We start from the raw sequence: 12,565 nt of genomic DNA, 5'->3' as shown, positions 1-12,565 counted from the left end.
ATGCAGAAGAAACCTTATAAAATAATGACACTTATTGTGCTCGCAATTTATTCGATTCTCATTTTCAGTTTTCTCTCTTTGAAAATTGGAAACTGGTTTGTTGAAAAAAGCGACAATGAGATAGTTGTAAATTCGGAAAAAGAAGAGGGGGAAAGCTTCTCGGAATATGCGAAACGCGTGACGAATCTCGTGCCTTTTAGAACCATTAAAGGCTATATAACACGCCTTAAAAACAAAGACATACTTCCGATTTATGCATTCCAATTTTTTGTTTTAAACCTCATGGCGGCATTTCCGTACGGACTGCTTTTGCCGGTTGCGTTTAAAAAACTGAGACATTTTTGGGGAACGGTCGGATGCGTTTTTGTTATAGCGGCGATGAAAGAAATTTTTAAACTGTTTATAACGGTCGGTAGATGCGACATCGACGCCGTGATTTTAAACGTTGTGGGCGGAATGTTCGGATTTATGATATTCATGCTTATCTACAAAAACCCAAGTATAAAAGAAGAAATTACTGACTAGAGCTGTCCGAAAAGACAGCTTTTTTGTTTGCATTTTTTTAAAAGACATATAAGTAGGTTGTGCGCTTTAAAAAATTTAACATAATTTCAACATTTGGCGGGTAATATGTATTTGAAATTTCGGGAGGGGTGTGATATCATATATATAGATAAGTGAAACAAAAATAACAATCAAAACACATGCATGCTACATATTAAACAAAGGAGGTTATTATGTACAAAAAATTTAGTTATTTTACAAAAAAGGGTAGATTCGAAAGAATTATTTGGACTGCGGCAGTTCTTTTAATCGTGAGTCTTTTTATGGGCTCGGGCGCAATGAAAAGCATCTACGAAAGCGGGCCAAAAAAACTTGAAAGCACGATGAGCATATTAAAAGTGATCGTCGGACTCCACGCAATCTGGTTCGGTTATCTCGGATTTTACGACTTCTTCAACTTTTATTTTTCGGTAAAGAAAAAAATGAGCGGAATCGTACAAATCATTTTTGGAATTGCGGTAATTCTTCAAGTTTATTTCGCAACGCTTTCGATATTTGATTTAATCGGACTTTCAAATATGCCGGATATCCACAACTTGAGCACATTTGAAGGCTTGAATAATTTTAAATTCGTATTTTTGTCGCTCGCTTTTTCAATCGTAACATATTTTATAAGAAGCCATGTTGAAAAGGGAGAATACGATTTAAGAACGACAATTGATGCAAGAATGTAAAACGCAGATGAATGGGCTGTATTGACGGCTCATTTTTTTGTGCAAATGTGAAAAGCGGGAGCGAAATGTGGTATAATATTTATATACAAGGAGGGAAAGATGGTTAAAAAATACAGAAAGCTTTTGGGTTACATAGGACCTTTTAGAAAAAGACGATTTTGGCTTGTAGTGCTTTGCGCAGCTTCGATTTTAATCGGCTCTATAATGCCGTTTTTCATCGGAAAGCTCGTAAATATGGTCACAGTGAGCGCACCTATCGCGGACATTTTAAAATTCGGAGCGCTTTTAATCATAATCGGTCTTTTGGATGCGACTTTAAACTCGACGCAAAACTACATATGGCATATGTACAGCACGGAGTATTTAAACTATTTCAGAACGATTATGCTGCAAGCGGCGCTAAAAAAGAATGTAAAATTTTTCAAAGAGAACGACGAGGATTTCACCAACAGAATTTTGCACGACACGTCGATTCTCTCGTACGACATTTCAATAGGTTTTCCGATGTTCATTTTAAACGTGCTGAGAATTGGGATTGTCGTGGTTTTGATGTTTTATATGAGTCCGATACTCACGATTTTACCTCTTTTGATTGTTCCTATATACACGTTCACATTCCATAGAATCGACAAAAAAATAAGAACGGCATCGAACAAAGAGAGACAACTTTTTACAAGAGTTTCCGAAACCGTAAAGGAATATCTGAACGGAGTTTTGCAGATAAAAATCAACGGCAAGGAAAAATTTTTCCTTGACAATTTTAAAAACACAATAAATGAATACACGAACTCGGCAAAGGATATAAAAAAATACACCGCAATAAGCTACGGTGTGGGCGGATTTACAAAGGCGCTCCTTCCGATAGTTGTGCTCATTTCGGGTGCGATTTTAATTATAAAGGGACAACTCACACTCGGCTATCTCTTTGCGTTTTATTCATATCTCGACTTTTTGTATGAGCCGATGACGAATCTTTCGGATTGGTACACGGGCATAAACGTCAGTCTCGGGATGAGCGACAGAGTTTTGAGTTTTCTTGAGGACGATATGGAAGAAGAGACCGGAGAGAAGATTCGCGGCATAAATTCAATCGAGTTTAAGGACGTTTCTTTTTCGTATGATTCCAAAAAGCCGGTTCTTAATAGTGTGAATTTCAAATTTGAAAAAGGCGACATCGTCGGCATCATCGGACCGTCGGGCTCGGGCAAGTCGACGATTATAGATATAATCCTGAAAATTTGGGACACATATACCGGAGAGGTCATTGTGAACGACACGGAGCTAAGAAAAATCGATCGCTCAAGCTACTACGACAATCTTTCGCTTGTTGAGCAGGAGCCGTTTATTTTCAGAGATACAATTCTTCGAAATATTCAATTTGACAATGAAGTTGTCGACGGAAATGTTTTGAGGGAGAGCGAACTTTCAAATCTCGTCGAGAAAAAAGACGGGAAGCTGAACCACGAGCTTACAACGAACGGAGCAAACTTAAGCGGTGGGGAAAAACAAAGAATCGCACTTGCACGTGCTCTTTACAGCGATAAGGATTTAATCATCCTTGACGAGTTTACGTCGGCGCTCGACAATGAAACCGAGGATAAAATTGTGCAAAACATAAAAAAACTCGGCGAAGAAGGCAAGATTGTAATCATCATAACGCATAGAAAAAGTCCGCTTTCAATAACGAACAAGATAATCGATTTGGAAAAGTTTTAGCCGAACGATTTAAACACAATTTAACACACAATTTAACACACAAAAATAAAGCTGTCCATACGGGCAGCTTTTTGAAATTCAATATTTTACATAAATTCTATTTATTTTGCGAGATTTCAGTTGGAGGGAACATTTCTCCAAATGCGTCGACCATCTTGTCGCCGTCAAACATACATCTTATTTTGTAACTCTTTTTTGCGATTTCGGCTTTTGAGTCGTTGATGAAAGTCACGTCAAAAGTCGCGTCCACGGCGCCTTCTTTTTTGTCCGAAGGCACGGCTTTGAAGTTTTCAATTTTATAGTCCGTGACATTTGATTCATAATACTTCGTGCTCAAAAGTTCCTGGTCGTTTAAGTATTTGATGAGCTGTTCTTCGGAGATGTACTCTCTCATGTCGTCGTAATATTTTTTTACTGTCTTTTTCGCTTCGTCGTCAGCGTTGTCATTCAGTTCTTCCAAAGTGAAGATTCGGTTATCTGTCTTTTGCAAAACTTTTACTTGCTCAAAGAACAGATTTGCAAATTCCTCCGCCTTTTTGCTTCGTGCGTCTTCATTTGTCTTGCATCCGCTAAATATCATCAGCGATATTAAAATTGCAATCATTGCAATTCGTATGGATTTATTTTTCATAATTTCTCCTTTCTACAAAAATATTGAATTCTTTAATATAGTATTACCCAATAAAGTACTATAAACAACAGTTTATATATGACCGTTATACAAAAATAAGCGATAAATTACCGCTTATTTTTTTCTGAATACATATACGGAAACAATCAAGAGAAGAACGCTCATCGCAATTTTTATATATGCCGAGTTGTATCTTGATTTGATGTATCCGTTTTTCCAATTTTCAATTTTTTCGTCAATCTTAACCCACTTCAAATCGCATATGCCGTTTTCATCGGCGCTCATTTTGTCGCTGAAAAGATTTACGGATTCAGGATTTTTAAAGAGCGTACGATTAAACATCATGTCGACGTCTTGCGGCGAGTCCACATATTTTTTAAAGAGCGACTTGTTCACAGGATACAAAATCCCGGAGTCGAAATAGTTCATGTTTTCCAAGAGGTCCGGATAGCTTTGTTTCGGAGCGGTTGTACCGACGATTTTTATCTTGACTATGTGTCCGAAAAGGCTGTCCTCATATGTTAAACCGGTTTCAAACTGCGACGTAAAATTGCTGCCGATTAAAACCGGAATCGGTTCGTCGGATTCGTAGTCGAAATCGAAATAATTTTCGAGCCCTTCTCCGTTTTCAATCTCAGGCGTCACAAGCTCGTACATATCCTTTGAAAAGAAAGTTTGTCTCGGCTCAAGCACGCCGTTTTTGTACATTTGCATAAATGAGGAGTGAGTGTAGTATGGAATGTCATTTTCCAAAAATTCATCCACAAGTTTCAGCGCGTCGTCGGTAAATTCGCTCGGATTTTTTTCGGAAACTGCATCGAGATGGTACAGTTCTTTGTTTGTGAAGACGTCCATCGCATCTTTTGGAGGTGTCGACTTTATCTTTAGAAATGCAAATATCGCAAGCGCAAGAGCGACTATAAATAAAAGCACACCGATTATTTTATTTTTCATAATAGTTCCACCCCAATTCTATAAAATTCGGAAGCTGCCTTTTTCCGAAAATCGAGTCCCAAAAACTTGATTCGATATAATAGAAATCGTCTTTCATGTCCGTCGTCGGTTTCGTGTAAAAAATCGGGCTTTTGTCCAACGCCGGCTCAGATTTAATCCAAATATTTTTAACATGTCTGTTTGATTTAAGTGCGAACGAATCGCCGTCTTTTGTTTCCTGTGAAGGACTGAACTGAATTTTTGTAATCAAATTCAAATTCAAAAGATTTTTAAATGAGTAAAAGTTTGCCATATCCTTGTTTGAATTTAAAAAGATTCGATACTCTCCGTCTGCACGTGAAACTATAGAGTCTCCGATAATCGTGTTCTTCATTTTCTTTTCACCCGCTCCGATTGTGAGCGTTTGAAGAAGTAAAAGCGAAAGAAAAACAAGTGCTGTTTTATAAAAATTTTTCATAATTTCTCCTTTCTACAAAAAAATTAAACTCTTTACTATAATAATACCCAAAAAAACGGATAAACAATTGTATATGTTATGCGGCGCAAAGAGGCCGAATTTATTATTGTAATTATAACACAAAAATATAATATAAATAAAAGTATATTTTATTTGATGTTAATGTTTGATCGTTAAATATGTATGCCGGGATTTTATAATCCCAGCTTGAACCAATCTCTTATTTCTGTGAGGCGTCTTATTCTATGGTGCGGAAGACCGGAGCGGCTGAGCTCGTGGTTTTCGCCTTTAAAGAGTACAAGTCTTGATTCAACTCCGAAATATTTGAGCGCCGTGAACATTTGAAGCCCCTCGGTGTGGTAGCATCTGTAGTCTTCGTCGCTGTTTATGAAAAGTGTCGGCGTTTCGACCTTGTCGGCATATTTGAGCGGGCTTTGCTCCCACATCTTGTCGACACCGCCCCAGCCGGAAACATTGTTCCAAATTGCGGCTCTCGTTTGGTCGTCGGCGAAATAGTAGCCGATGTCCGCCGTGCCCCACATGCTGATCCAGTTTGAAATGGACCTTTGCGAACAGGCGCGTTTGAATCTGTTTGTGTGGCCGATAATCCAGTTCGTCATAAATCCGCCGTAGCTTCCGCCCGTCACAAAAACTCTGTCCTTGTCTATTGCAGGATACTTTTCGAGCACGAGGTCGGTGAAGTCCATCAAATCTTTGTAGTCGATGTCGCCGTATTTTCCGAAAATGTCCATAAAGTCGTTTCCATAGCCGTCACTGCCGCGTGGGTTTGTGAAGAACACAATGTAGCCTTCGTTTGCTAGGAATTGAAGCTCGTGATAGAAGACTGTGCCGTAAACGGTTTTCGGTCCGCCGTGAATTTCAAAAACGGCAGGATATTTTTTCGTCGCATCGTAGTTCGGCGGAAGAAGCACAAATCCGGTGTAGTGGTAATCGTTTTTGTCCCATTCGACGAGCTCAGGCTTTGCAACATAAACATCTTTCAAACCGTCGTTTAAGTGAGTGATTTCAATATGTTCGCCGTCTTTTATCTCGTAGAGCTCTTGAAGCTTTTGCTCGATAAGAGAAATTGCATAAATTTTTCCGTTTTTCACGTCGAATGAATCGACTGAGCCGCCGCAGTTTGTGAGCTGCTCGATTTCGAGATTTTTGTCGACGCGGAAAAGTTCGCATTTATATTCGATTGTGGTTGTGAAATAGAAATAGTCGCCGTCGACTTTGAAAGTGTCGCCTTCTCTGTATCTAACGTCGCTTCCGACGCTCGACCAAAATGAAAAGTCCGGAATAACTTTTTTAAGAATTCTTTTTTCGTTCGGCTCAAACAAAATGAGGTTGCCGTTTTCGTTTATGCCGTGCGACTTCATGTCGGTTGCAAGAGTTATGATGTCGTCGCCCATAAACTTCAAAATTTGATAACTCATCCCGTATAGCGGTGTGATGTCTTCAATTTTGCCGGTTCTTAAATCGAGCATCATCACTTCGCTTGTGAGCGGCATTTTGTCGTTGTAGGCATTTGTTGTGAATGCGATTTTTTCTGTTTTTTTATTTACGTCGACAAGCTCGACATTTCTTTCTCTTTCGGTCAAAATTGTGAGTTCTTTTTTGCCTAAGTCATAGCAGGCGAGGCGACTTCTTTTTTTATTTGTAACGCCGGCGCCGTTTCCCCAAAAAGGAATTTCGTCGAACACATGATAGTCTTCGTCGTCCTTGTTTCTTGAAACCATCGCTTCTCTCGACTTCGAGTCGGTCTTGTCGTAGCCGTCCCAAATCGGGTTGTAGTTTTCTATAAATATAATTTTATTTCCGACAACATCAACGATTGAAAGGTCGGAGTCAAATTCTAAAAACTTTTCCGCTTCTCCGCCGTTTAAATTCAGTTTATAAATCTTTGTTGAAGGTGCGGCGGATTTCTTTTCGGATTTGTCCCTGTCGTCTCTGAAAATGATTTCGTCTTCATTCAAAAAACAAAAACCTTGACCGCTCTTTGTCGTAATTCTTTTTGCGTTGTTGTTTTCAATCTCAAAAAGTCCCGTCTCATATGACTTTTTATCTTCGCTTATATTTGTCACTTCAAATACAAATCTCTTGCCATCCTCTGAGAATGTCGGCTTTGAGAGGAATTTGTATTTTGTGAATGCGTCCAATGTAATTTTATTCATAAAATAACCTCCATGTTTATATTATAACAGTTTTAATGTGTTAAAATCAATTTAAAAGGGTATATAATAAATATAAAGAAAGCAAGGAGGAATATTATGAAACTCACAATTGTAGCAAGAAACTTTGAAATGACGCCTGACTTAAAGGAAATGACTGAAAAGAAACTCTCGAAGCTTGACAAGTTCTTTGCTGAAGATATAACAGGAACCGCAGTGTTCAGAAGAGTAAAGTCGGATGAAATTTTGGAAGTTACGATAACTCTTCCTGACGGACAAGTTCTTAGAAGCGAACAAAAGACAAAAGATTTCTATGAATCTATCGACAAGGTTTTGAACCAACTCGAAAGACAAATCAGAAAACATAAAACAAAACTGCAAAAGAGATACAAAGATACAAAGAGCATAAAATTCGAAGCAATTCCGGATTTAGAGCCGAAAGAAAAAGTTGAAGGACCGAAAATCGTTCGTGAAAAATCATTCTTCTTAAAACCGATGTCAAGAGAAGAAGCAGCTCTTCAAATGGACCTCGTGACACACGATTTCTATCTCTTCAGAGATGCGGACAACGACAAAGTTTCCGTAATTTATAAGAGAGGCGACGGCGACTACGGCGTTTTGAGAGAAGAATAGTGACGAAGATTAAAATATATGACTTTGATAAGACCCTGGTCGACACTGATTCGATCAGGGTTCTTATAAGATTTGCATTAAAAAACGGATATATAAATATTTTCGAGCTCTCGTGGTGGTTTATCAGGGGATTTTTTCTAATGCTTTTCACATTCAAGTTCGAAAATTTCAAAAGCGCATTTGTGAAAGTTGTGGAAGCGGTTCCGGAGGAAGCGTTAAAACAGTTTTCAAAGGAGTTAATAGAGAGCCGTGGCTACAAAAACCTGATTCGAGAAATCCACGAGGACGGCTACACCACAATTCTTTGCTCTGCAAGTCTCTATGGATATATGAAATATGTTAAGGAAATTTTGGGAGTTGATTATCTCATAGCAACGAGTCACTCGGGCGGCAAGGTTATTGGAAAAAACAATACGAAAATGACCAAGAAAGAAAACTTGGAAAAGCTTTTTAAAAACGAGGGGATTGTCGTTTTATACGACGAGTCGAAGTCCTACACCGACAGCTATGACAATGACTTTTGGATGTGCGGTTTTACAAGGAATAAGTATATTGTGAATTCAAAAAAAACATATCCGGATTTTATAAATATCGACGGGATAAATTGAGTTCTTAAATTTAATATGATATAATAAAGAAAGTATAGTTATGAAATGGAGTTAACGGATGAAAAAGTTTAAAGTCGCATTTATAACTGCTTTTTTTGCTTTTACGGCATTTTATATTTTTGCAGTTGTTAAAAATGCACACAATCCTTTTGGAAAACTTATCGGCGTCGAATCCGAGACGGAAAAGCCGACCGATGAGAATATAAATAGTTCAGAAGAAAAAGAAATCGACCTCGAAAAGATGAAGAAGCCGAAAGAGGAGTTTAAAGGCGAAATCACTTTTCTCGTGATGGGAATCGACGGGATGGATTTAACGACTGAGGATGCAAAGCACCAAAGAACCGACACGATGATTTTGACGAGAATAAATTTCGAAACGGGCGAGGTGAGAATGCTCAATTTGCCGAGGGACACGCAATATAAATTTCCAAACGGCAACTATGTGAAGCTGAACGCGGGCCATGCGACGGGCGGAAGTGAGCTTACAATGAAATATATAAACAATCTCACGGGGCTACAAGTCGAAAATTATGCGAAAGTGGACTATATGGCGGTGAAGAAACTTGTGGATTCAATCGGCGGCGTGGAGTTTGAGATTCCTTTCAGAATGAAATATCTCGATACGACGAAGGGCAAGGAGCTTTCGATAGATTTTAAACCGGGACTTCAAACTTTAAACGGGCAACAGGCGATTGAATTTTTGAGATGGAGAAAAAATTCGCCGGGCATACCGATGCCGACAGACGGCTCCGATATCTCGAGAATCGAGCATCAACAACAGTTTTTAAAGGCGGTCATAAGCCAAGCGCTTAGTTTTAAAAATATTTTCAAACTCCCGAAAATTTTGAGAGAAGTGCTTCCAAATGTTGAAACAAACATTCCGATTGAAACTATTTTCAAAATGGCGACATCCGCAGGAAAAATAAATACTGAAAACATTAATGCGATGACTCTTCCGGGACACGCCGAAAACGACGCCGAGGGAATCAGTTATTGGATTATGAACAAGGCTGAAGTCGACAAAATGATTGACGAGAATTTCAGATAAGACCGGACGGAAGTTTGGTCTTTTCTTTTTGGAGGAAAGATGAAAATAGATGTTAAAAATATCACGCTTGAAACAGATAGACTTATATTAAGAGTGTTCAAAATTGAAGACTTAGAGAATTTCTTCGAATATGCAAGAGTGCCGGGAGTGGGCGAAGCGGCGGGTTGGCTCCACCACAACACGATTGAGGACACGAAAAAAGTTGCGGAGATGTTTATAAAAGAGAAAAACGTACTCTCGCTTGTCGACAAAGATACGGGAAAAATGATCGGCACATTGGGACTCCACGAGCCGGACGGCGCGATGACGGAGCTCGTCTATGAAAAGTTTAAAAAGAAAGATATTGTCGAACTCGGGTTTGTGCTTTCAAAAGATTTTTGGGGCAGGGGAATAATGCCCGAAGCGGTCGATGCGGTTCTTAATTATCTTTTCGAAAACGCCGGTGCAGAGTTTGTTATGGCGGGATATTTTAACGAAAACGTGCGCTCAATGAGAACTCAAGAAAAAGTCGGGATGAAAAAGTTTGCCGAAGGAATGGGCAAGGACGCACACAAAAAAGACATAGGCATTTCATTTACAGGGATAACAAAGGAGAAGTATTTTGATAGAACTACCGCGAGATGAGATTAAATCAGAGAGGATAATTTTAAGAAAATGGATTGATTCGGATTTGGAAGCGCTTTACGAATTCGGAAGAGTCGAAGGAGTTGGAGAAGCGGCGGGATGGCACCACTTTTTGTCGGAATACGACGCCCGAGATTTTCTTGAAATGTTCAAGAGCTTAAACACCGTGTTTTGCATCTACCACAGGGGTGATGAAAAAGCAATCGGCACTCTCGATTTTATTGTGGACAAAGATTACCCCGACGGCAAAACCATGTGCATCGGCTACTCTCTTTCGAAGAACTATTGGGGACGGGAGATTATGAAGGAAGCGATTGAAGCGGCAATTCCGTTTTTTAAATCAGAAAATATGTCGAGGCTTTCCGCAAATGTGTACTCGACAAACGCGAACTCAATCAAACTTCTTAAAAAACTCGACTTTAAATTTATGTATGAGTTTGAAGACAAAGACGTGGACGGTCGACCGATTGTCGCGGAGAAATTCGTGAAAGAGATATAATTTGGTAAAAAAATAAAATATTTTTAGGTGTGCTATGTATTAATAAAGCCCACTAATTCTTAATCAGGATTTAATGGGCTTCAATTTTTACATATTTTTACTATCTTATAGGAATTGTTATTCTTATATCTTTTCCGACTTTGTTTCCGTCGTTGTCCGTCGGAGCGTCGATGTTCCATTCTACTGTTTCAACTTCTTTCGGGCGCATATCAAGCTTATCAACAAGCATAAATACATTTTTGGTAACTTTCCCGTTGAATTTTTCATCTAGTTTGTCACTATTGTAGTTGCCGTCTATAACTATTAGGGGTTTATATTGTTTGCCATTTATTTTCAATGATGATTCTAACAGATTTAACATTAAATTTTCTTCCGTTTTGTTTTCAACATCGATAGAAATAGATATTATCGTTTCATAGTTGTAGTGACCTATACTTGAATTAACGTCCTCTACTGCTTCACTTGTTTCGTCTATGTCTATAATGCCTGTTCCGATTGTGAATTTTTTGGTGTCGATTTTTTCTTTTATATATACTTCTCTTGCAGTTCTTATTTGAGTGCCGTCGTCTTGGTTTTTCCAACTTGTTGGCGGCGATATTTCGAGGTCGTCGATGTTTAAACTAAATTTTTTCAACTCCGCCTTTTCCGCCACAAGCAGTTAGTGTAAGTGCTACAAGTATTAATGTTATTATTTTTTTGTACATATTATCTCTCCTTAATCAATGATTACGTTGAAAATTACAACTTTTCCAACAATTTGTAAGTATTCGTCTTTAGGGTAAACGACGAACTTGCCCTCGTGTTCTTTGTTTTTTGAATCATACTTAAACAGTATGGAATCACCTATATCGTAATATCTTTTTACGCCGAAGTCAGAGCCGTATCTATATAGAACAATATCGCCTGCTTTTACTTGCGACAATATATCGTCTGTTACATATCCGATTGTTGCTCCCTCGGGGATTACATTTGTCATCGAATCGCCATAGGTTTTAACGAACTCTAGGTCTTTTCTTCCTTTATACTTGCCGACAAACTCATCGGACAGTTGTATTTTATCCGCATTGGCATAAAATATTGGATCGGCTGACATACCGGCTGATGTATAGTCGGAGCACAGTACATAGTTGTTGAATGATTTTTCTTCTCTTTCGGAATACACGTCGGTCAAACCGGCTAGATAATTCATATCTATATTAAAGGCTTTCGAATATAAAGATAAATTAGTAGCCGAAGGTTCATTGACATTGTTCTCCCACCTATGGACAGTAGATTTACTTATTTTCTTTTCGGAATATTTATTTAAAATTTCCGTTATTTCTTCAATAGTTAAATTTCTGCCTATTCTGATATTATACAGTCTTTTTCCAATATCCAGAGTATCTCTCCTTTCTATGTAATTCTTAATAATATTATACTAAATTTGTACCATTTTATCAATAAGGCATCATAATATTTAATAATGTGACAAAAATTCATTGCAGTAAAACTGTCTTCTAAGTAATGGGTCTTAATTTTTTAACACAAATGACTAAAAACGGAAGAATTGAGAAGATGTCGCCGACTATGCTACAAGCAGGTTTGAAACAAGGGGCGTTCCCCTTTGGAGTAGGATACAAAGGAACGGGAAATACGTATTACTACTATATCCACAAAAAGTTGTTTATCGAATTTTTGAAAGGTAATTTGCCTTTCGGAGCGTTCGGCAGGGCTGTTTTCGGGAAGTAGTTAGAAAATTTAGGGAAAAGACAACATTAGTTGTCATGCGAATATAAAGAGAGTATGATTTTAAAGACGACAAATAATTAATAGCGTTTATTTAATGGATATAAAAATAGAGTAAATTAGATGTATTCTAATATTTTGATTAATGTATGTATAGAATAATAGAAAAGATGTATGACTGATTGTAGAAAGGAATAGGTTAGTAGTACAAAAGTAAAAGTTATTGTAATATTGTTTTAATTGTGATTTTTTTCATAA

Annotated in this window: 15 protein-coding genes; 9 read left to right on the top strand and 6 right to left on the bottom strand. The window is 38.1% G+C overall.

Features of this window, described 5'->3' with window-relative positions; translation table 11 throughout:
- The 3 genes from SPI61_RS06530 (at position 1) to SPI61_RS06520 (ending at position 2,954) form a co-directional block, all read left to right on the top strand.
- Complete coding sequence (locus SPI61_RS06530; protein ID WP_311443267.1) at positions 1 to 525, top strand: VanZ family protein; 525 nt, start codon at positions 1 to 3, stop codon at positions 523 to 525.
- A 212-nt stretch (positions 526 to 737) separates the two neighbouring features.
- Positions 738 to 1,238 (top strand): hypothetical protein, encoded by a 501-nt coding sequence (locus SPI61_RS06525; protein ID WP_321137316.1) that lies wholly within the window; start codon positions 738 to 740, stop codon positions 1,236 to 1,238.
- A 99-nt stretch (positions 1,239 to 1,337) separates the two neighbouring features.
- Positions 1,338 to 2,954: an ABC transporter ATP-binding protein gene (locus SPI61_RS06520; RefSeq protein ID WP_321137315.1), complete on the top strand. Its 1,617-nt coding sequence runs from the start codon at positions 1,338 to 1,340 to the stop codon at positions 2,952 to 2,954.
- Positions 2,955 to 3,051: 97 nt separating this feature from the next.
- Here the strand turns inward: SPI61_RS06520 and SPI61_RS06515 are convergent, their stop codons facing one another.
- From SPI61_RS06515 to SPI61_RS06500, 4 genes are all read right to left on the bottom strand, one after another.
- Positions 3,052 to 3,585, bottom strand: a complete 534-nt coding sequence (locus SPI61_RS06515) for a hypothetical protein (RefSeq protein ID WP_321137314.1) — start codon at positions 3,583 to 3,585, stop codon at positions 3,052 to 3,054.
- 114 nt (positions 3,586 to 3,699) lie between these two features.
- Positions 3,700 to 4,539: a hypothetical protein gene (locus SPI61_RS06510; RefSeq protein ID WP_321137313.1), complete on the bottom strand. Its 840-nt coding sequence runs from the start codon at positions 4,537 to 4,539 to the stop codon at positions 3,700 to 3,702.
- Positions 4,529 to 4,996: a hypothetical protein gene (locus SPI61_RS06505; protein ID WP_321137312.1), complete on the bottom strand. Its 468-nt coding sequence runs from the start codon at positions 4,994 to 4,996 to the stop codon at positions 4,529 to 4,531. Before SPI61_RS06505 ends, SPI61_RS06510 begins: the two co-directional genes overlap by 11 nt.
- Before the next feature lie 194 nt (positions 4,997 to 5,190).
- Positions 5,191 to 7,173, bottom strand: a complete 1,983-nt coding sequence (locus tag SPI61_RS06500; RefSeq protein ID WP_321137311.1) for a S9 family peptidase — start codon at positions 7,171 to 7,173, stop codon at positions 5,191 to 5,193.
- Between the two features lie 96 nt (positions 7,174 to 7,269).
- Here SPI61_RS06500 and hpf point away from each other — a divergent pair, with 96 nt between their 5' ends.
- The 5 genes from hpf to SPI61_RS06475 are packed head-to-tail and all read left to right on the top strand — an operon-like array spanning position 7,270 to position 10,582.
- Complete coding sequence (gene hpf / locus SPI61_RS06495) at positions 7,270 to 7,803, top strand: ribosome hibernation-promoting factor, HPF/YfiA family (RefSeq protein ID WP_321137310.1); 534 nt, start codon at positions 7,270 to 7,272, stop codon at positions 7,801 to 7,803.
- On the top strand, positions 7,803 to 8,411 hold the full coding sequence (locus SPI61_RS06490) for an HAD family hydrolase (protein ID WP_321137309.1): 609 nt from the start codon (positions 7,803 to 7,805) through the stop codon (positions 8,409 to 8,411). Before hpf ends, SPI61_RS06490 begins: the two co-directional genes overlap by 1 nt.
- Before the next feature lie 58 nt (positions 8,412 to 8,469).
- Entirely contained in the window at positions 8,470 to 9,459 is a 990-nt protein-coding gene (locus tag SPI61_RS06485) for an LCP family protein (RefSeq protein WP_321137308.1), read from the top strand.
- Between the two features lie 39 nt (positions 9,460 to 9,498).
- On the top strand, positions 9,499 to 10,083 hold the full coding sequence (locus SPI61_RS06480; RefSeq protein WP_321137307.1) for a GNAT family N-acetyltransferase: 585 nt from the start codon (positions 9,499 to 9,501) through the stop codon (positions 10,081 to 10,083).
- Positions 10,061 to 10,582 (top strand): GNAT family protein, encoded by a 522-nt coding sequence (locus SPI61_RS06475; RefSeq protein WP_321137306.1) that lies wholly within the window; start codon positions 10,061 to 10,063, stop codon positions 10,580 to 10,582. Before SPI61_RS06480 ends, SPI61_RS06475 begins: the two co-directional genes overlap by 23 nt.
- A gap of 100 nt (positions 10,583 to 10,682) precedes the next feature.
- Here SPI61_RS06475 and SPI61_RS06470 read toward each other — a convergent pair whose 3' ends face one another.
- Together SPI61_RS06470 and SPI61_RS06465 are read right to left on the bottom strand one after the other, a co-directional pair.
- Positions 10,683 to 11,216, bottom strand: a complete 534-nt coding sequence (locus SPI61_RS06470; protein ID WP_321137305.1) for a hypothetical protein — start codon at positions 11,214 to 11,216, stop codon at positions 10,683 to 10,685.
- 81 nt (positions 11,217 to 11,297) lie between these two features.
- Positions 11,298 to 11,942: an XRE family transcriptional regulator gene (locus SPI61_RS06465; RefSeq protein WP_321137365.1), complete on the bottom strand. Its 645-nt coding sequence runs from the start codon at positions 11,940 to 11,942 to the stop codon at positions 11,298 to 11,300.
- Between the two features lie 143 nt (positions 11,943 to 12,085).
- Here SPI61_RS06465 and SPI61_RS06460 point away from each other — a divergent pair, with 143 nt between their 5' ends.
- Positions 12,086 to 12,310, top strand: coding sequence for a hypothetical protein (locus tag SPI61_RS06460; protein WP_321137304.1), 225 nt, complete (start codon positions 12,086 to 12,088; stop codon positions 12,308 to 12,310).
- Positions 12,311 to 12,565: the final 255 nt, after the last annotated feature.

Origin of the sequence: Ezakiella sp., from assembly GCF_034180565.1 — a bacterium.
Classification (GTDB): domain Bacteria; phylum Bacillota; class Clostridia; order Tissierellales; family Peptoniphilaceae; genus Ezakiella.
Note: the sequence above shows the minus strand (reverse complement) of the source record. Positions and strands in the feature narration are given on the sequence as shown.